This window comes from Nitrososphaerales archaeon, from assembly GCA_025058425.1.
Classification (GTDB): domain Archaea; phylum Thermoproteota; class Nitrososphaeria; order Nitrososphaerales; family JANXEG01; genus JANXEG01.
On sequence record JANXEG010000005.1, the window covers coordinates 21,787 to 41,518 of the forward strand.

The 19,732-nt window shown below is 42.5% G+C and carries 19 protein-coding genes; 7 read left to right on the forward strand and 12 right to left on the reverse strand.

Translation table 11 applies throughout. The annotated features are described in order from the left end of the window. Positions 1–7: 7 nt before the first annotated feature. The 4 genes from NZ896_01080 to NZ896_01095 form a co-directional block, all read right to left on the reverse strand. Positions 8–1,537: a type II/IV secretion system ATPase subunit gene (locus NZ896_01080; protein MCS7116048.1), complete on the reverse strand. Its 1,530-nt coding sequence runs from the start codon at positions 1,535–1,537 to the stop codon at positions 8–10. 27 nt (positions 1,538–1,564) lie between these two features. Beyond that, positions 1,565–2,053 carry a hypothetical protein gene (locus NZ896_01085; GenBank protein ID MCS7116049.1) on the reverse strand — a complete coding sequence of 163 codons (489 nt, stop codon included), beginning with the start codon at positions 2,051–2,053 and terminating at the stop codon, positions 1,565–1,567. Position 2,054: 1 nt separating this feature from the next. Beyond that, positions 2,055–2,975: a type IV pilin N-terminal domain-containing protein gene (locus NZ896_01090; GenBank protein MCS7116050.1), complete on the reverse strand. Its 921-nt coding sequence runs from the start codon at positions 2,973–2,975 to the stop codon at positions 2,055–2,057. Positions 2,976–3,049: 74 nt separating this feature from the next. Further along, on the reverse strand, positions 3,050–4,072 hold the full coding sequence (locus NZ896_01095) for a homoserine dehydrogenase (protein ID MCS7116051.1): 1,023 nt from the start codon (positions 4,070–4,072) through the stop codon (positions 3,050–3,052). Positions 4,073–4,214: 142 nt separating this feature from the next. Between NZ896_01095 and NZ896_01100 the strand changes: the two genes are divergently transcribed. Continuing rightward, entirely contained in the window at positions 4,215–4,787 is a 573-nt protein-coding gene (locus tag NZ896_01100) for a DUF1850 domain-containing protein (GenBank protein MCS7116052.1), read from the forward strand. 51 nt (positions 4,788–4,838) lie between these two features. Here NZ896_01100 and NZ896_01105 read toward each other — a convergent pair whose 3' ends face one another. Then, on the reverse strand, positions 4,839–5,900 hold the full coding sequence (locus NZ896_01105) for a TAXI family TRAP transporter solute-binding subunit (GenBank protein MCS7116053.1): 1,062 nt from the start codon (positions 5,898–5,900) through the stop codon (positions 4,839–4,841). A 163-nt stretch (positions 5,901–6,063) separates the two neighbouring features. Between NZ896_01105 and NZ896_01110 the strand changes: the two genes are divergently transcribed. The 5 genes from NZ896_01110 (at position 6,064) to NZ896_01130 (ending at position 12,552) form a co-directional block, all read left to right on the forward strand. Next, positions 6,064–7,917, forward strand: a complete 1,854-nt coding sequence (locus NZ896_01110) for a TRAP transporter permease (protein ID MCS7116054.1) — start codon at positions 6,064–6,066, stop codon at positions 7,915–7,917. 447 nt (positions 7,918–8,364) lie between these two features. Next, positions 8,365–9,249, forward strand: coding sequence for a branched-chain-amino-acid transaminase (ilvE, locus tag NZ896_01115; protein ID MCS7116055.1), 885 nt, complete (start codon positions 8,365–8,367; stop codon positions 9,247–9,249). A gap of 173 nt (positions 9,250–9,422) precedes the next feature. Continuing rightward, positions 9,423–9,809 carry an AraC family ligand binding domain-containing protein gene (locus NZ896_01120; protein MCS7116056.1) on the forward strand — a complete coding sequence of 129 codons (387 nt, stop codon included), beginning with the start codon at positions 9,423–9,425 and terminating at the stop codon, positions 9,807–9,809. A gap of 95 nt (positions 9,810–9,904) precedes the next feature. Then, positions 9,905–11,704: a ribosome biogenesis/translation initiation ATPase RLI gene (locus NZ896_01125; protein MCS7116057.1), complete on the forward strand. Its 1,800-nt coding sequence runs from the start codon at positions 9,905–9,907 to the stop codon at positions 11,702–11,704. Next, positions 11,701–12,552 carry a class I SAM-dependent methyltransferase family protein gene (locus NZ896_01130; GenBank protein MCS7116058.1) on the forward strand — a complete coding sequence of 284 codons (852 nt, stop codon included), beginning with the start codon at positions 11,701–11,703 and terminating at the stop codon, positions 12,550–12,552. Before NZ896_01125 ends, NZ896_01130 begins: the two co-directional genes overlap by 4 nt. Positions 12,553–12,576: 24 nt before the next feature. Here NZ896_01130 and NZ896_01135 read toward each other — a convergent pair whose 3' ends face one another. The 4 genes from NZ896_01135 to NZ896_01150 form a co-directional block, all read right to left on the reverse strand. Further along, positions 12,577–14,220 (reverse strand): ATP-dependent DNA ligase, encoded by a 1,644-nt coding sequence (locus NZ896_01135; protein ID MCS7116059.1) that lies wholly within the window; start codon positions 14,218–14,220, stop codon positions 12,577–12,579. A 6-nt stretch (positions 14,221–14,226) separates the two neighbouring features. Further along, positions 14,227–14,730, reverse strand: coding sequence for a ribosomal protein S18-alanine N-acetyltransferase (gene rimI / locus NZ896_01140; GenBank protein ID MCS7116060.1), 504 nt, complete (start codon positions 14,728–14,730; stop codon positions 14,227–14,229). A 134-nt stretch (positions 14,731–14,864) separates the two neighbouring features. Next, positions 14,865–16,364 (reverse strand): ATP-binding protein, encoded by a 1,500-nt coding sequence (locus NZ896_01145; GenBank protein MCS7116061.1) that lies wholly within the window; start codon positions 16,362–16,364, stop codon positions 14,865–14,867. A gap of 4 nt (positions 16,365–16,368) precedes the next feature. Continuing rightward, on the reverse strand, positions 16,369–17,391 hold the full coding sequence (locus NZ896_01150) for a DNA double-strand break repair nuclease NurA (GenBank protein ID MCS7116062.1): 1,023 nt from the start codon (positions 17,389–17,391) through the stop codon (positions 16,369–16,371). 80 nt (positions 17,392–17,471) lie between these two features. Between NZ896_01150 and NZ896_01155 the strand changes: the two genes are divergently transcribed. Then, positions 17,472–17,867: a hypothetical protein gene (locus NZ896_01155; protein ID MCS7116063.1), complete on the forward strand. Its 396-nt coding sequence runs from the start codon at positions 17,472–17,474 to the stop codon at positions 17,865–17,867. 82 nt (positions 17,868–17,949) lie between these two features. On the opposite strand, the gene NZ896_01160 is transcribed toward NZ896_01155, so the two are convergent. The 3 genes from NZ896_01160 to NZ896_01170 form a co-directional block, all read right to left on the reverse strand. Beyond that, complete coding sequence (locus tag NZ896_01160; GenBank protein ID MCS7116064.1) at positions 17,950–18,219, reverse strand: hypothetical protein; 270 nt, start codon at positions 18,217–18,219, stop codon at positions 17,950–17,952. A gap of 188 nt (positions 18,220–18,407) precedes the next feature. After that, complete coding sequence (locus NZ896_01165) at positions 18,408–19,106, reverse strand: ABC transporter ATP-binding protein (GenBank protein MCS7116065.1); 699 nt, start codon at positions 19,104–19,106, stop codon at positions 18,408–18,410. Beyond that, on the reverse strand, positions 19,103–19,732 hold a 630-nt coding region (locus NZ896_01170), incomplete at its 5' end, for an ABC transporter ATP-binding protein (protein MCS7116066.1). The genes NZ896_01165 and NZ896_01170, both read right to left, overlap by 4 nt.

A 19,732-nucleotide genomic window follows, 5' to 3' on the forward strand; every position in this document is an offset into this window, starting at 1 on the left:
CCCCGCCTTAATCTTCAGCCTCTACTGATCTTAATTCACTCCTAACACCTTCGGCTATGGCACTTTCTATAATCCTCCTCCGCTCCTCGATCTTGCGCACGATCTCATCGTCACTCCAACCTATAAAATGCTTAACCTTCCCAAATACCCTATCTGGTGTGGATGATAGCATAAGAGCATCTTTATCTCGATGCCATTGTGCTATGGTGTGAAGCTCAACCCTCTTATTCTCTACATCGACAGAACTTACCTCTCCTATATAGGTACACCTTCTTACTGTATGGTCTCCAAGCTTGACCAAGGATTGGACGATGATGATATCGAGAGGGAGTATAGTAGCGGGTGGGACTAAGATTGGGGGGTTGAAGAGCCTCGTAAAGGCTTCATGTGCATTACCTGCATGCATCGTCGAGTATACGATGTGACCAGTATTCATCGCCTGAAATAGTATGCGTGCTTCTTCGCCCCTTACCTCACCTACGATCAGGTATTCGGGCCTCATCCTCAAGGCCCTCTTTAGCAAATACATCGCATCGAGTTTGATATTCGAACCATCGACCCTCTTCTCCTCCCTCGTGACCAAAGGTACCCAATTCTTATGGTTGAGCATCAACTCTCTCGTATCCTCGATGCTGATCACCCTCTTATTCTTCGGTATGAAGGAGCAGAGCGCATTGAGGGTCGTCGTTTTACCAGAGGCCGTCCCGCCTATGATCATCATATTCACACCGAACTCTACGCATAGCCAGAGCAACGCCATGACGTTAGAGCTGAACGTATTCAGCCTCACCAGATCGAAAGGTGTTAAAGGTTCGATCTTAACTCTACGAATGGAGAAGCCGCTCCCTCTATCACTCACTTCTCTCATCCAGAATGCCGTAAGTCGAGAGCCATCGGGTAGAGTAGCCTCTATCACGGGAAATCCTATCGAAATATGTTTATCCGCGACCTCCGCCAGATGTGAAACAAAATCATTCAGATAATTTCGGGTGAATGAGATATTCGTTGGGATGAAGCCGTAGCCCACATGGTAGACATAGATCGGTAGATCGGGGCCATTACATGAAATATCTTCTACCAAGGGATCCTTGAAGATGGGATCGATGCTATCATAACCTAAACACCTCCTCCTTAAATAGTAGATGATCTTCGCTTCCCCGATGCTGTTCAGATTCGAATAGAAGCGGATGAGCTTCGATGCTTCTCTATCGAAGATCGATGATGGATCCCCATCTATGAGGCTGAGCCTATCGATCAGTTTGTAATGGACTTTATTTAAAATCGTATATTCAAGAGTGGTTAAACGTGGGCTTACAATCTGATAGCATACATTACCGCTCTCAACATCCTTCGTAATAGCCACGGCGGCCCATGGTCTATCGACCCAGTACCATTCGACCAACCCTTTCAGATCTTTAATCTCATTCTCGACCTCTCTCGCGATATTCCTCAAGACTTCTTCGTGAGGTGCTCCATCCCTTCCTATGTGTCTTTCTACACGTGGTCTTCTAGAGAAGAGCCTTTTAATCTTCGCCAACATGATGACAAAGAATGAGAAGGGTTATCAATTCATAGTTATGGTGCAACTGCTTATGACCTGACCTCTATAGTATACTTCGACCACGAACTTTTCACCGGGTTTCGGTGCCATCAGACCGAAGGGTGATCGTGCGAACGATCTATCTATTGGTATAGTGAGTGTGTCACCAACACCCCAGCTCTTCCAGCTCCACGATTCGTAGACCGCTCCACCATTTATCTTCGCATAACTTTGTAGATCACTTATAGGAATCTCGTAGACCGCTCCAGCGTATATACCCGCGGGTATGTATGTCTTTATCACTATACTTCCTAGATTCACCGAATCTCCACCTATATGGGTTAATATGATCTGGTTGTTCGAAACTTTGCCATTCATCAAGAATTGAATCGGTTTTTCTATAGTTGGTACAGAACCGATGAGTGCTAAAAGGGCTACGCCAATCACTAAGGTCAAGGCTACTAGAATGCTCGCAGAGAGCAGTATCGAGATGCCCTTTTTATTGCCCTTCACCTTACTTCACCTCGACCATACTCTGCCAGATTACCTGATTGGTCGGTAGATAAATGGCAATGACCTCTACAGTATCGCCACGCTCCAAATCATCCCAATTACGAATCATCGTATGCACATCGTCCCACAAATATGTCACACCCCAATCGGATAAACCATTGCCTGCACTCACAGTCCCTGGAGTGTATGTGAAGTTCCCAAACCAAAATGATGGATTGGCACTGGGCATCTGACCAGGGACGAACTTCCACGGTACACCATAGTAATAGCCCCAATCGCCCGATTTTATGACAATATCTACTTTGATATTTGGTGTACTACTGTTGAATGTGAACTCATGATTCGTTCCCTTTACCATTTTATTATTTGCTAACTTACCATTCGCATCGATGGAGACTAAGGTCACATTATACTCTGTGCCACTACGCATAGAGAGAGACCATGTTAACATTCCTTCGGTGTTTGTATACCCTTCTTTGAGGAGTTTATTACCAGTGATATTGTACAACCTTATTAGAATATTGGGCATCGGGATTCTTTTACCTCCCTTCTCATATACACAGTTGATTGTAATCTTAGCTGGACCTGTTGAATGAGTGATAGAGATATCTATATCCCCATATGCAACGAACATATAGTTTGCATTAGGCATGATTATACTTCTCACACCCTTCACATCAAAGATGAATTTTAAATCACTAGACTTCACAGCATCTCCCGCCTTTTGTCTAATGTGTATATAACCATAACCCATCGAACCCGTCTTGCTAATATCTACCTCAAAGATCGCTTGTGGTGACCTTTTAGGCACAGTTACCAAACCCGTAGCCGTATAAGCGAGTATGGCAAGTATAGCGATCGATATCACGAGCAATAATGCGGTGGCTATGACCGGGGTTACACCCGATTTAATTCGAACCATCTTCATCAATTGGATGGATAATCCATCCAATTTAAAAACTTTATGGTAGAATCGTTAATATTTATGAATTAAATTTATGAATACTCGTTCCCAATCAGACTAAACTTTATATCGATCAGGTCACGAAGTACCGCACTTGCAGTCTCTAAACCTCCTGCGCCCCTGCCGATGATCGTTTCATCCCCAGCGTACTTCGAGCTAAAAGTTACCGCATTTAATGTACCTTTGATATTTAAAGGATCGTCCAACGAAATTTGAGTCGGAGACACCTCGATTTTATCATTCGCCGATGCGATCAACCTAATCGTTTTACCTTGCTTTAATAATGTGATCAGATCTTCACGATTCACTTCTCTCAATCCTTTTATTAGCACATCCTTTAAAGTCACCCTTCTCTTCATCACCCAATTCGCTAAAATCACCAACTTCGCCGCAGAGTCGATACCATCGATATCTAGGCTAGGATCGGTTTCTGCGATGCCGAGCCTCTGGGCTTCCTTCAACGCCTGATCGAATGGATAGCCCTCTTCCATCCTCGTGAGAATATAATTCGTCGTACCATTCAATACCCCTCTTATAGAAATTATTTCATCCCCTCTCAAACACTTCTTTGCGAATTGGAGAATAGGTGTACCACCACCGACTGTGCCGCTAAATCTTAATTGAACACCATTGTGCTCAGCCAATTCATGGATGATCGGGAATGCCAGGGCGAAGGGCCCCTTATTCGTCGAAATCACATGCATGCCCATTCTAATAGCCTTTATGATATGTGAGAGGGCTGGCTCCCCATCCTTGATATTCGTGGGCGTGGCTTCTATTACTACATCAGCCTCCACATCCTCTATTATATCTAAAGGTGATAAGCCCAAACGCCCATACTCGGGAATAAACCCAACACTCCCCTTCTCAGCCTTATATATGAGTAATTGATCGAGGTCGAGCCCTTGAGGATTTACAGCTACACCACCCCGATCGGCTACGGCCACAACCCTAGGATTGATCCCAAAACCTTTGATGAGGTCCTTCTGCCTAACCTTGATGAGTCTTATGAAGTTTTGATTTACGACCCCGAAACCTATCAGAAAGAGCCTCATACCAACCTTTAGTTCTTCTACCGAAGAATTACTATTAAATTTTATTTTCTGGCCCTAGTTTATCTTTTAACGAATAGCTCGGAGAATCCGTAAATCACCTATGTGATAAAGTTTTTAGACTCGGCTTACCATTAAAGGGTGGATGGGTTGGAAGAAGAACCTCTCCATATATCTTACCCTGATCCTTCTACTCCTTCTAACCTCCTACCTAGCTTATCCAGTTCGAATGTTGGAAGTGAGGAACCTTTCAAAGGGGAGGCTCATCCTCTCCATTCCAGTATCTCCGGGAGAAACCTTCACCGTGAGCTTTATACACAGTTTAGAAAGAACACCAGTGAAGGATCTATTCATCGTACAGGAGGATAATAGGCTCAGAATATTTGAGTCACACTTCAAATCGTGCTACAGTGCTCATTATTCAGATGGGGGAATATTGATCAAAGAGGGAGGATGGTTCATTATGAAGAATATAACAAGGCCGGCGATGGATAAGCTCCTTTTGATAGTCGCATCCATAAATAATTACACGATCTCCACAGCTGGTTTCAACGTATCGCTGAATCTTCATTCCGATGATGGGGATCTTGTGGAGATCAAAGTTATAGTAAGACCAGCATTATTTCACATATTCTCTCATCAAAAAGTCCTAACTTTAAGATGTATGATGCACGGTGAACCGAATATTTCTCAATATTTGAATACTCTAAAGGTTTGATGACCGATGAGCCAAAATTACATATGAAAAGAAAAAATGGATGGAGTGATTTTACTTTATCAGACCTACTTCCTTGTAGTACTTCTCAGCTCCAGGATGTAACGGGATGGGCATGGCGGTCAACGCTTTCTCTCGAGCGATGTACCTCGCCCTTGCATGGGCATCATGAAGTGTCTTCACATTCTCGAATATCGCTTTGGTGAATACATATACATCATCTGTACTCAACTCACTTCTACATACCAATGTAGCGAATACAGCCACCGTAGTCACATCTTTATCAATACCTTTATACGAGCCTGCAGGCACGACTTCCTTAAAGTAGTAGGGATACTTCTTCCTCAAGGCCTCTATCTTATCATCTTCCAACGGAACGATGACGATCGGTCTGATGAGCGCTACATCCGCTATGGCAGCTGCACCTATGCCCGTTGTGAAGAATGCTGCATCTATACGACCATCCTTCAAGTGATCACTCGCTTCAGCTGCACCTAACCTTTCAGCCCTTAGGTCGTCGAAGGTTAATCCATAGACCTCCAGTATCTGTCTTGCATTGACTTCAGTTCCACTACCCAGAGGACCCACGGCGACCTTCTTACCCTTTAAATCACTCACCGACTTGATACCCGCCTCTGCCCTAGCAACGATCTGTACATGCTCCGGATAGAGTATTGCAATACCTCTTATATTTCTAACTTGATCATCCTTGAACATATGAAGCCCTTCATAAGCATAGTAGGCAATATCGTTTTGTACTATTGCAAAGTCTGCCGCACCAGTCTTTATATGCTTGCAGTTAGCTACAGATGCACCAGAAGACTCCACAGTTAAGCTCATACCCGGTACCTTATCGTAGATTATTCGTGAGATCGCTCCCGCTACCGGATAGTAAACCCCTACAACCCAACCTGAAGCTATTGTGAAACGCTTAACTGTGGGAGTGGGTGTAGGCGTAGGAGTGGGCGTAGGAGTAGGGGTTGGTGTAGGTTTAGGTGTGGGAGTTGGTGGCTGTAGAGTAGCGTAGTATGCAGCGACACCAGCCACGACTACTAAAAGTACTACAAGGACTCCAATAACCGTATAAAATGTTTTCTTAGATATTTGTGAAGCCATTTTACTATCAGACTTATAAAGATTGTATCCAATTAATTAAGTTTTCCATTAAGAGAAGGATTGCTTTCAAACCACACATGTATTCTCCAAAAGTAAATAAAACAAATTATGATATGATGTAACCATTAAAACTTTTTTAATCATACCTTTACCTAAGTATGGTGTGAGCGAAAGACTAAGGCATGTAACAGGGCGAGTAGGCTATTTAGTAAGTTTTATCGCTATAATGATGTCCCTCTTTCACTTATATACGGCTATCTTCGGAATACTTCCGGCATCTTTGCAGAGAGCTACCCATTTAATGTTCGCGTTGGGGCTCTGCTTTCTACTTTATCCTGCAACCCGTAAGTCTCCATACGATAGAATCCCTGTAATAGATATAGTCCTCGCCATTCTCGGAGCCTTAGGTGGTGCTTACATCCTAATCTATTACGAGGAGCTCGTCTATCGTGTTGGAGCACCGACACAGCTCGATGTTATCTTTGGAGCAATAACCCTCATTATGATTATAGAGGCGACGAGGCGTTCTGTGGGACTGCCATTGGCAACTATTGCTTCCGTTTTTATTTTATACACCTTTTTAGGCCCCTACATGCCCGGCTTCCTCGCATATAGGGGATATTCACTCATGAGAGTTATCGATCACTTATATCTTACCATGGAGGGGATCTTCGGAATACCTTTGGGCGTATCATCGACCTTCGTCTTCCTCTTCATACTACTTGGATCATTTCTAGAGAAGGTTGGAGTGGGTACATTCTTCATCGACTTGGCACGTGCCCTCCTCGGCCATACAAGGGGTGGGCCTGCCAAGATCGCTGTATTTTCTAGTGCACTCTTTGGGACTATCAGTGGAAGTTCTGTTGCAAATGTCTTTAGTACGGGGGTATTCACGATACCGATGATGAAGAGGCTCGGTTATAAGCCTCACTTTGCCGGGGCTGTAGAAGCTACTTCATCCACCGGTGGGCAACTTATGCCACCGATCATGGGTGCGGCAGCATTCATCATGAGTGAGTGGATTGGAGTGCCTTACATTTCGATAGCGGCTTCTGCGGCCATTCCCGCAATTCTATACTTCTTAGCTGTAGGTATCATGGTCCACATAGAGGCTGTAAAGACCGGGCTCAAAGGGTTGCCAAGGGAGGAATTACCGAAACTTAGAGAGGTCTTGAAGAGGTCCTATCTGATTACACCTCTTATCGTTATCATACTACTTTTGGTGATGGGTTACACACCCTTAACAGCGGCCCTTGGGGGCATATTTTCAACGATAGCTGTATCATTTGTAAAGAAAGAGACACGTTTAACCCCCCTTAACCTCTTGATGGTCCTTGAAGATGGAGCACGTAAAGCCGTTATGATAGCTGTTGCATGTGCCTGCGCAGGTATAATAGTGGGAACATTAACCCTGACTGGCCTTGGGCTTACCTTTGCATACCTTGTTGTAGCACTCGCGGCCGATTTCCTTCCTTTCGCACTCCTTCTCTCCATGATCACATGTTTGATCCTGGGTATGGGTGTACCTACGACCGCAAATTATGTCATAACGGCAACTATGGTAGCTCCCGCTTTACTGAAGATAGGGGTCCCAATGCTTGTCGCACACTTCTTCGTATTCTACTTTGGTATAATTGCCGATATAACACCACCCGTCGCATTGGCTGCGTATGCGGGTGCGAGCATCGCCCGTGCCGATCCTATAAGGACTGGGTTGACAGCGACCCGTTTAGGCATCGCAGCATACCTTGTACCTTACGTGTTCGTCTACTCTCCGACCATACTCCTCATAGGTGCTACAGCTGAAAATCTCTTATGGGTCACATCGACAGCGATTACAGGTGTCGTCGCGTTAGCAGGAGGTTTACAGGGATACTTCCTTCGCAAAACATACATCTATGAGAGGATTCCTTTAGTGATAGCGGGCGTAATGTTGATCAACCCCGAACCATTGACCGATATGATCGGTATTGGAATATTCCTAATCATCCTTCTACTACAAAAGTTAAAAAGGTAGATTCAAATCAAGAAGGCCATTCACTTCAAAGCTTTTTATTTACGTATACCTCGCTTTATTGCCTATTCAGTGTCAGATTTTTTAAAAATTAAAAATTTTTTTCTGCACACTTGACACCAAATTCGGCACTAACCCTTGTAGAGTCTGATCATAATCGTAAGGTAAATGCCAATTGTCCTTTTGATTCACTGTTGCAAGGATAAACCTCTTTTGGATGAAAGATGGGCAAGATCGATAGCAGATCGTTGAGGAATTTGTGGAATCTTAGCTCTATGGATGTGGAGGCAAGATTAAAAGATTTTACGATTACTTTTAGAGCATCGATAGCATAGCAACAGGTTCCTATCTGTTGATTATGCTTAGCTGAGGTTGCCATCTTAAGGATCCTTGCGATTCGACGTCAAACTTTTTATACCCTCCCAATATAACTGTTGGAGGAGATCATGGATGAGTGAGGAGAAAAAGTTCCTCATATATATAAATGGTACATTCTATAAGGAGGATGAAGCGAAGATCTCCGTCTTCGACCATGGCCTGCTCTACGGCGATGGTATATTTGAAGGTATAAGGGTATACGACGGTCGCATCTTCATGCTCGATGAGCATCTCGATAGACTTTACGAATCTGCGAAGACGATAAACCTTCAGATACCACTATCGAAGGAAGAGTTTAGGAAGGCGATAATCGAAACGGCACGTAAGAATGGTGTAAGGGATGCGTACATTCGGCCCATTGTAACTAGAGGTTACGGTGGGTTAGGGTTGGATCCTAGGAATTGTAAAGCACCGACGGTGATAATAATCGTACAATCGGCACCACCGATGCTCACCAAAGGTAAAGCGGTAAGGGCGATCGTATCATCTATTAGGAAGAATCCTCCCTTCTGCCTCCCACCGATGGTCAAGTCTTTAAATTACCTCAACAACATCCTTGCGAAGATCGAAGCTATAAATGCAGGTGTGGATGAAGCCATCATGCTCGATTGGAGAGGTTATATAAGCGAGGGGACCGCCACCAACATATTCATAGTTAAGGATAGAGTGTTGAATACCCCTCCTCTATATGCGAGTATACTCGCCGGTATCACGCGTAGAGTTGTGATAGAGTTGGCAAAGGAATTGAAGATCGATGTTATCGAACGGGATATCACTCTACATGAGCTTTACAACGCTGATGAAGCATTTCTCACAGGAACGGGGCCTGAGATTCAACCGATTATCGAGGTCGATAAAAGGAAGATCGGGACAGGGGAGCCCGGCCCGATCACCTTAAAGCTCACAGATGCATTTAGAAATAAGGTGCAGACGAGCGGTGTTGATATTTATAGCTGATATGTTACATTGGTATTAGCATACAGAAAATTTTATCATTGATAGAAACTCGTAATCCGATTTTGGATTTATATCTATATAAACAAAGATCGTTTGTATTCTTATCTTTTGAACGCTCCTGAGAAAAGCTAAAGTTTTTAGCTTTTAATCATCAATACTAATATGTGAAGCTTATGAAGGTTGTTAAAATGGATGAAGTTTTAGAGTATGAGCCACCTGGCCAGCCTTTTAGAAGGGTTAGATTGTTAGCGACCCCCGAAGATGCTGGGACTAGTGTAACGGTCGGTATGTCCATTTATGGGCGTGGTATGTTCGCACCGGCTCATACACACAGTGGTGAAGAGATCATCGTAGTGACTCATGGGAGAGGGATCTTCAGAGGTAAAGAAGGAGAAGTGGTCGCAACGCCCGGTACTGTACTAATCTTCTCTCCCGGCGAAGAACACTCTTTAGAGAATAGAGAGAGCCCCACACTCGAGTTTATCTTCATCTATCCGAAACCTGAGGATGCCAAACCTATCAAAGAGAAGTGGAAACCTCATCAACCACAAAAATTTTAAATAATGAGATGAGAAGGAGGAATAAATGAGAGAACGTATTTAAATCTGTCCATTATACATTAAACTTCCGTTCATCATCATAGATGGTTGTAGATATGGTGCATAGAGTAGCGACCGTCGATATGGATTATTGTAACCCCAAGAAGTGTGGATTGGAGTGTATCAAGTTCTGCCCCGTCAATAAGATGGGTGGCGAGTGTATCATATTAGGTGAGCATGGTAAAGCGCTCATCAATGAAAATCTTTGCACAGGATGTGGCGTATGTATTCACAAATGCCCTTTCAAAGCGATAAATATAATCAACCTTCCGGAGGAATTGAAGAAGGATAAAGTCCATCAGTACGGTGCGAATACCTTTCGACTCTATCGATTACCACGATTAAAGAAGGGCGCGGTGATAGGCCTTGTAGGTAGGAATGGCATAGGCAAGACCACAGCTCTGAATATACTTTCAGGCAATCTAAAGCCCAATCTAGGTAGGTTCGAGAACCCTCCTAACTGGGATGAGATAATCGATAACTTTGGAGGGACTGAGTTAAAGGAGCATTTTCAAAGGATCGCCAATGGTGATTTAAAGGTATCGATCAAACCTCAAGCCGTATACGATATTCCAAAGGTTTGGAATGGCGATGCACGCTCTCTACTCGAAAGGTACGATGAGAGGGGTATAAGTAGCAAGTTGGAAAAGAGGCTGGGCCTCGATAAATCTCTCGATAAACCCGTACCAGAATTGAGTGGTGGTGAATTACAAAGGTTGGCTGTAGCGGTAGCGGTATCGAGAGATGCTGAGCTATACCTTTTTGATGAGCCTTCATCTTACAACGACGTGTATCAGAGGCTTGAAGTGGCAAGGGTCATACATGAGTTGGCCCAAGAGAATAAGTACGTTCTGATCGTCGAGCACGATCTCACCCTCCTCGATTATCTGAGTGATTTTATTCATATCTTATACGGTGAGCCTGGAGCCTACGGTATTGTATCGAATATTCAACCATCGAGAACCGGGATCAATACACTCCTCGATGGCTACTTGCCCGGTGAGAATGTGAGGTTTAGAGATAAACCGGTCAGATTCGATGTATACGCACCTATCGCTAAGGAGATCGATACACCCATCGTAGCGGAGTATACCGATATTGTAAAGAATTATCCGGGATTTGAGTTAAAGGTTAAGGCGGGTAGGCTAAGGCAGGGCGAAGTCGTTGGAATATTAGGAGCGAATGCGTTAGGAAAGACGACCTTTATGAAGATCGTAGCGGGTTTGGAGAAGGCCGATGTAGGTGAAGTTCGTTTAGGGGCTAAGATTTCATATAAACCACAATACCTATCTGGAGATTTCGAAGGGAGCGTCTTCGAAATTTTGAAGGAAGTGGCTGGTGACCGTTTAAATAATAGCTTGGTACAGGAGCAGATCATCCTACCTCTAGGATTACACCGCCTTATGGATCGTAAGGTAAAGAATTTGAGTGGTGGTGAATTACAGAAGTTGGCGATAGCCACATGCTTATTGAGAGAAGCAGATATATATGCTCTCGATGAACCATCGGCCTTCATCGATGTAGAGGATCGAATCGCTTTAGCGAAGATCATTCAAAGGTTCGTTAAATCTCAAGGTAAATCGGCCCTGATCGTAGATCACGATATTCAGATCATCGATATAGTCTCCGATACATTGATGATCTTTTCCGGGTCATCGGGAGTTTATGGTGAAGCTACCCCTCCATTACCGAAAGGCGAAGGGATGAATGTATTCTTGGAGAGTCTGGGCATCACGTATAGGCGTGATACAGATACGGGCAGACCACGGGTCAATAAACCGGGAAGTAAACTCGATAAGAAGCAGAAAGAGCTCAAAGAGTTCTACTATATGAAGATAATTAAAGAGGGAGGGTGAGAATCATATCGAGAATGTTAAAGCGCGCATTGATGGGCATTTTAAACTCGGATGAAATTTCACAGCTTTACAGTAGTTTTGATATCGTTGGCGATGTAGCGATTATAAAGATACCGGATCGATTGATCGATAAGAAGGATATCATAGCGAAGGCCATATTGGATAATCTGAAATCTGTTAAGACCGTTTTGAGGCAGGCATCTCCCATCTCAGGAACTTATCGAACAAGGGAATTGGAGTATTTGATGGGCGAGAAGAAGACCCTTACATTCTACAGAGAGCATGGGTGTACCTTCAAGGTCGATCTGGCCAAGGTCTACTTCTCGCCTCGATTATCCTATGAGAGGTTAAGGGTAGCCGAGCAGGTGAATCCTAACGAAAGGGTCGTGAATATGTTTGGAGGTGTTGGGACCTTTTCAATACTCATCGCTAAAAAACATCCTAGTGTTACAGTATACAATATTGATATCAATCCCGATGCCCACCTCTTGGCAGTAGAAAATGCGATCATCAATAAAGTCTCGGATAGAGTTATATGCATATTGGGAGATTCACGTAAAGTAATTCATGAGATGCTCGTTGGTATAGCGGACAGGGTGTTGATGCCTCTACCAGAAAAGGCATGTGAATACCTTGATGTTGCGATCGAAGCGCTCAAACCTCAAGGTGGTATAATTCACTATTACACAGAGGTTCATGGTTCAAGAGTTACGGATGTAATTCAAGAAGCTGAATCACAGCTTCATAAATCCTTAACCGTACCCCATCGCATCAGATTCAGCAGGGTAGTGAGGGAGGTTGGGCCGAGATGGAGCCAGATCGTTTTAGATGTAGAAGTTTGGAAGTAATGGGTAAAATCAGAAAAGTGAAGATTAGAGATGTTGTTTTTCATATATTTCCTTTACTTTATCGAGCGTATCGATCTCCTCCACACCCTTATCATACCTTATCCTTTTGATTCGAGGAAAGCGTAACGCGTAACCGCTATCGTACCTATCACTCTTTTGAATACTATCAAATGCCACTTCTAAGACAATTTCGGGCAGGACCGATACTCTAAATCCATAATCTTTCACCGTAATCCTCTTCAATCTCTCCGTCATCTCCTGTATCTCTTCATCGGTCAATCCCGAATACGCCTTACCTATGATCCTCAATCGGCCTTCACCATCTCTTACAGCGAATGTATAATCTGATAGGAGGCCCGCCCTCTTACCATGGCCATATTCAGCCATCACGACCACCACATCCAACGTGTCCAACTCTCTCTTCAACTTCGTCCATAGTTTACCTCGCTTACCTAAACTATAAAGTGAAGAAGGGTCTTTTAAGACCAGACCTTCGTAACCCAACTTCTTACTCTCGTTAAATAACTCTTGAATTTCTTGAACCGTTTTCACTCGAAATATCTGTGAAGGTTTGACAGGATCGTAGAACTTCAAAGATTCTAACAACCTTCTTCTCAGATCGAGAGGTTCATCGATCAAAGCCTTCCCATTAAGGTAGATTACATCGTACACAAAGTAGATTAAAGGGATTTCATGGATTAATTGGGGCCCGATATCTTTACGCCTCAATCTATGTTGCAACCTCTGAAAGGGTAATGGCCTATCATCTTTGAATGGTACTATCTCCCCATCGAGGATACATTCACAATTCATCTTACTTAATGCATCGACGACTTCTGGAAAGCTCTTCGATACATCTTCGAGCCTTCGCGAAAATATCTTCACACAATCCTTTCCACAATGGGCCTGAGCCCTTATACCATCATACTTAAACTCTGCATACAATTCCTTATTGTAATATTTGACGATCTCCTCGGCAGACTGCATCGTATCTGCGAGCATGAAGCCTATAGGATGGAATAGTGTGATCTGCAATTCATGAAGTTTACCATGGTAGGCTTTTAATGCAACCTCACCTACATCACTGAATGCCAATACTGCATCTCTGATATCTTGAAGTTCATAATTGAAAGCTTTTGCTATACCCTCTTCGACGAGTCCACTTACCAATCCTATACGTAACTCATTCGTTAAAATTTTAACAAGATACTTCGCTTCTAATGGTGTACAATTTAAGAATAGACCTTTGAGTAGATTCTTCCTTTCTAAAAACGATCCATCACCCTTCATCAGACTCATTCTATCGAGTGTACTCTGGATCGAGTTGAGAGTGAGTTCTTCTCTAATTAGAGGGATCAGCCTCCTTTTATTGAAGAGCGCCTCTGCCACCATTCCAAGATCGCCATACTTAACGTATGAGGATCTGAACTCTTCATCGGTCGCGCCACATATATCTACGATCAACTCTACCAAGCTCGAATAACCGATATTGACCTCTTTACCACTCCACGGAGCGAATATGTAGCCTGATAATACTCTGCAGACGAATGGTAGATTCTGTGGATCGAGGGCCTTCAGATAATCTGCTAAGATCTTGACCTTGTGTAACTTACTTCTGGTAGACCTTATCGCTTCACAGGTTTCACAAAAGGATCTAAAGTCAGACATACCCTGCTAACCGTTTGGGATGGGTAAACTCATCTGGTAGGCAGCTTCACCATCATTATAGTATCCTTCATGCCTTGCCGTAATGACAAAACCCAATTTTTCGTAGAGGCGTATCGCAGGTATATTCGAGACTCTCACTTCAAGGAAGACCTCTTTACAACCTCGTTGGGCGAAACCTTTGATCGCCTCTTCCATCAACGCTGAACCCAGACCCTTCCTTCGATGGCCCTCCAGAACGGCGATAGAGACTATATGCCCCTTTTTAGCGAAACCGAACTTGATGTTAGAAAAGCCAAATTCGATCCTACCCATTACGTAACCGACTATCTGGTTATCGATTTCAGCAACGATAAATGCTTCTGGTGCATCTTCTAAAAGCTCTTCATAAAAGTATGTTGAATAATGTTCGGGGAGGGTGGTGAGATTGATCGATATAACTTGCTCTAAATCATCCTTTACACAACGCCTTATCACGTACTCCCCTATCCTTTTAATGATGACCTTCTGCAAGATAGCTCTCACTATATAGAAAATATGTAAGTTTTTAAAGGTTAATGGTCAATGGAGATGGATTCAGATAAAGGGTGAGATTTTAACCCCTAAAGATCTTGATTTAGTAAATTTAGTAAATTTGGTAAATGATGCTACTTGTATCGAGGATTTTCGCGATCTACTTTTAAAGAAATGGTCTTTTGCAATTGAGAAAAGAATAGCTTCGTCTCCCCCAATGTTATAAGGTCGATCGGTGCTACCTGTATCACGATTGGAAGGTTATTGACCGCTCTGCCCAAAGCCAATAGGCTCTTTGGTGGTAGAGTTCTAACGATCGATTTGATCGTCTCTGAATCGGTCGATGAAGTGCGCGAAACCATTTCTAGATCGTTATCGTTGGTAAAGTTAAAGAGGAATATATTATCCGCCTGCCGATATATGCTATCCTTTATCGCATCGGGTTGATTGGTAATTAATGTAGTAAATACACCGTAATGCCTCATCCTCGTTATTAAATCATCCCAATAGGTCTCCCTTAAGTATAGATGGGCTTCTTCGGCGAATAAAAATAATGGAGGGATTAGATTCTTCTCCAACAACTGTGTAATCTTACTCAAGATGATCTCCACGGCCATCCTTCGAGTCAAAGGATAGACTTTATTGAGTGATATGATGATCAGACCACCATTCACCATCTTCGCTATGAGATCTTCGATCCTCAGACCCTCCTCCTCACTATCTGTAAAGAGTTTCGAGTCTGCCAATGTGTAGTACCTTGAGATAAGCGCATCACGAACCAACTCATTACACTTTACATTCTGTATCACTTCATATAAAGATTGAAGTGTGAGAGAGTTTTGAGAATGAAGAAACTCCCATATTCGAATAAATTCACGGAGTGATGCACCGGGGAGATCGAGTATATGATGGAGGATGTTGATGAACGTCCCTAAACCCAGATACTTTAAGTTAAACTTAAGTGTAAAGCCCGGTATTAAACGAATTACCTTATTCGCGATTTCACTCGGTTCACCATTTCTCTTCCATGCCAATCCAGCATATTCATCATTCAGATCGAAGACTATTACATATGCACCATACTCTACAAGTTTACTTGCCAGTAATTTTGCAAAGTAAGATTTACCCGATCCCTTTCTACCGGTCACGATATTGAGTTGGCCATCGAAACTCTCTGCGTACAGGTTGATAGCCTCACCATCCCTTGCCCTACCTACATAAATGGCCCGCTCACCTAACTTTCCATTGATCGAAATCAGTTCAGAGATCGATACTTTCTTGATCTTAGAAGAGGTGCGTGAAGGGAGCCAAGAGACGGACGTAGTAAAATACCCTCCCTCTATACTCCCTCTAATTTTACATTTGAGCACCCTCATATCTCTGATAGCATAAGAGATGCTCTTCATCTGCAAAGGGTCATGCTCGATCCCATCACCCGAAGCACTCGCAACCTCATCTCTTACGATCTCTTCTAAAATGCCCCTCACATCCAAGTAAGTTTCATCGTAGACCTGAACGACCAACTTTTTATCACGAGTTGCATCTTCAATCATAATATAATCTCCTTTAGCGATATCTTCATTCGGTAAGGCAAGGAGTGTTATTTCATCATTATGCTTTCCTAAAATCCTCATCACATCACCTAGCCATATGCCTCGTAAAACTGATATGGCCCAAGAGGGTCTGGCGATGGTCATCACAGGTATTGAGCTTCGAATTTTTCATTACATAACTACACATACCAACATACTCGGTCTCGCTGAAGACCGAGAAGTGGTGGGCCAGACGTAGAGATTCTGGATACCCTCTACAGAACAGATCATTCGAGTATACTTTAGATAAGATCTCTTCACAGATGTGCAATTCAGAGTTAGCGACATCTACCCGAAGGGGATAGCTACCTTCCATGAACTTCGTTAAAAGGACCTTTCCAGCCAATCCTCTGATAAGACCACTTGTCAATTCACTCACATCAAGATACAATGGAGCCCCTTGTGAAAGGGCAAGTAGATCTGCAAACCTATTGAGGATGGTTATCCTCGATGATTTACAGATACCTACACAGATATTTTTATTATTCAGAGATGTCTCGAGGATCTTATTTAGACTTATTTCATCACATTCGAAGATGGATGGTTTGAGGGAGCCATCTATCAGAATCAAAGCTTTTGATAGATGCTTTGCCAACTCAAGTTGAATAGAGCGTTCAAGTCTGATTCTGATCAAACGTTGAATGAACTCTACATCGTTCAGAACGGTCGAGTATAACCTGATTTCATTCACATTCAATAGATCGTGTATATTCGATTCATTGATGTAGAGTATTATGGGGCCGATCTTTAGATACCCATGAATCTTCTTACTCTTAAAGAAGACGACGGTAGCACGGGCAGCGATCGCCATCCCTCTGTCGGAGTTCGCTATAGGTATAGAAGATGAATCTATCGAAGCGATGAGTATCGGTTCACCTTCTTTCGGAATTTTACGAACCGATGCATTTAAAGAATTAAGGTTAAAGTTATTCGTATTATAATTCGCTTCACTCTGATAGAGTTTAAAATTTTGCATTATACGATCGCTGATATGATTATTGAGCGATGTAAGAAGTGCATTGGTATCGAACTCTTCGCCTGAAATAGGAAGGCTTAATTGTTGGTTCATCTTGATCAACAATAGGTGAAGGGTTAGATATAAATGTTGTGCAACTTGTTCAACAAAAAACAACAAAAAAGTGATGAATTATGAGTGGTGAACGTAATGAAGTTAAGATTCGGCTCAAGAAGGGTGCATGGGAGGTTGAAATTACATGCTCTGAGGATAAGATAAAGCAGGCTGTAGAGAGTGTATTGGCCGGTATGAGCTCCGTAGTCGAAGCCTCTCCCACTCTGCGTGAAGAAGTTAAGAGAAGTTCGTTAACATGTCGTGGCCTAATCGAATCATTGTGGAGTGAAGGGTGGTTTAGTGTAGAGAGGAGTTTAAGTGAAGTTTATGAAGAGTTGGCAAGGCGTGGATACCACTATGATAAGACTGCGGTCTCACATTCTTTAACCGATCTTGTTAGAGAGAATATTTTGACTAGGTTGGGGACTATGAGAAACTATCGGTACGTTCAGAAGAAGCCACCCCCAACTCATTAAATCATCATTATGAAAAGATGAATCTCGCCTAGATAGCTAGATAGCTTGTTATAGTGTGATAGATCGTTTGAACATTATCGATTTACGAATTATGAAACCTTCTAAATAACTCTTGTATATCGACTTTCTCACCCTTTTCCAACCTCTTCACCATATCGGTTAAAGCATCGTTAATTGGAGTAGGTATACCATAGATTTGCCCCAACTTTACAATAGCTCCATTGAGCGAATCGATCTCTGTCCTAGAACCTCTCTCAATATCTTGAAGCATCGATGATTTATTCGATCCTGTCCTCTCCGCTACACTCAACATGAGCTCTATTGGATCGTCATCTTCTAACTTAACCCTCAATAAGAGAAGAAACTTCAGCTTCAGAAACATTATAACAACGTATCGTTAAACTATTGATAAGCATATATATCGCTATGAACACCTTTGTAATCCTTGTTATCAAATCATTGATGACAATATCTTTTATATCTATTTTGACGATCCTACCTTAAATGAGTAAGTTTTGAGACTAAATTTTTTCAAAATACTTAAACTGCTAAATACCTTTTAACTATCTCTTCATTCTCCCATAATGTCTTCATTTCCCCTTGATACACTATAGCTCCTTTATCTATAATGTAAGCTCGGTCAACGATCTTTTTAGCGAACTTTACATTTTGATCTGCAAGAAGTATCGTAACTCCTTGACTACGAATCTCTTTAATGATCTCAATGAGGTTACGCACGACTATCGGGCTTAACCCTTCAGATGGTTCATCCAATAAGAGTAAATCTGGACTCAACATTAAAGCTCTCCCTATAGATAACATCTTTTGCTCTCCACCACTTAGGTGAATTCCTCTATGAGAAGATAGCTCTTTGAGTCTAGGGAAAAGATTGAAGATTTTGTCGATATTCCATCTGCGGCGTGAATCAGCGTATCTACTTATCTCTAAATTCTCACGTACAGTTAAATCTGGGAAGATTCTTCTATCATCTGGTACAAAACCAATCCCTAATCTAGCTCTTTTATAAGGATCCATCCTCGTTATATCTTCTCCCTTAAACTTTATACTCCCTTTACGTGGATAGTTTAACCCAGCGATAGTCCTTAAAGTAGTTGTTTTACCAGCACCATTCCTCCCTAAAAGGCCGACGATTTCACCTTCATTTACTACTAATGAGATCCCATGGAGTATATGAGAGTCACCATAGTATACGTGAATATCTTCAACCTGAAGGATCAAAATTCCTCACCTAAATAAACTTCTCTCACAACCCTATCTCTCCTAATCTCTTCAGGCTTACCATCAGATATTATCTTACCTCTATGCATCACGACGATTCGATCAGAGATCGAAAATACCACATCCATATCATGTTCAACTACCACAAAGGTTGCACGTTTCTCAGATGATAGTCGCTTGATAGGTTCCAATACGTAAGGCTTCTCCACAGGACTCAAACCAGCTGTAGGTTCGTCTAAAAATAAGAGTTGAGGATCGGTCGCCATAGCCATACCTAACTCCAAAAGCCTTTGATCTCCGTGAGAAAGGGCTTTGGCTGGCAAATCCTTTTTATCCAATAAGTTAATATCACTCAAAATCTTCTCTACTTTCTCTTTCACATCAGATAACTCCTTAAAATTTGAACGAATATCTAAGCTTTTGTGCATAAGAGATAGAGTAGGTATAGCAATATTTTCAAAGACGGAGAGTGCTGGAAAGAAGTTAATTATTTGAAAAGATCTGTTAATCCCTTTCCAAACCCTTTTATGAGCTGGTAGCTTGGTAATATCCTCACCTTTAAATATTATCGATCCAGAATCTGGGCGTAACTTACCTGTCAAAAGGTTGATCAATGTTGTTTTACC

What these genes read in the sequence shown, in the direction of transcription:
- NZ896_01090 (MCS7116050.1), bottom strand. Translation starts at nt 2,975, where the DNA reads ATGGTTCGAATTAAATCGGGTGTAACCCCGGTCATAGCCACCGCATTA.
- NZ896_01095 (MCS7116051.1), bottom strand. Translation starts at nt 4,072, where the DNA reads ATGAGGCTCTTTCTGATAGGTTTCGGGGTCGTAAATCAAAACTTCATA.
- NZ896_01100 (MCS7116052.1), top strand. Translation starts at nt 4,215, where the DNA reads ATGGGTTGGAAGAAGAACCTCTCCATATATCTTACCCTGATCCTTCTA.
- NZ896_01105 (MCS7116053.1), bottom strand. Translation starts at nt 5,900, where the DNA reads ATGGCTTCACAAATATCTAAGAAAACATTTTATACGGTTATTGGAGTC.
- ilvE (MCS7116055.1), top strand. Translation starts at nt 8,365, where the DNA reads ATGAGTGAGGAGAAAAAGTTCCTCATATATATAAATGGTACATTCTAT.
- NZ896_01120 (MCS7116056.1), top strand. Translation starts at nt 9,423, where the DNA reads ATGAAGGTTGTTAAAATGGATGAAGTTTTAGAGTATGAGCCACCTGGC.
- NZ896_01125 (MCS7116057.1), top strand. Translation starts at nt 9,905, where the DNA reads ATGGTGCATAGAGTAGCGACCGTCGATATGGATTATTGTAACCCCAAG.
- NZ896_01135 (MCS7116059.1), bottom strand. Translation starts at nt 14,220, where the DNA reads ATGTCTGACTTTAGATCCTTTTGTGAAACCTGTGAAGCGATAAGGTCT.
- NZ896_01145 (MCS7116061.1), bottom strand. Translation starts at nt 16,364, where the DNA reads ATGAGGATTTTAGGAAAGCATAATGATGAAATAACACTCCTTGCCTTA.
- NZ896_01150 (MCS7116062.1), bottom strand. Translation starts at nt 17,391, where the DNA reads ATGAACCAACAATTAAGCCTTCCTATTTCAGGCGAAGAGTTCGATACC.
- NZ896_01155 (MCS7116063.1), top strand. Translation starts at nt 17,472, where the DNA reads ATGAGTGGTGAACGTAATGAAGTTAAGATTCGGCTCAAGAAGGGTGCA.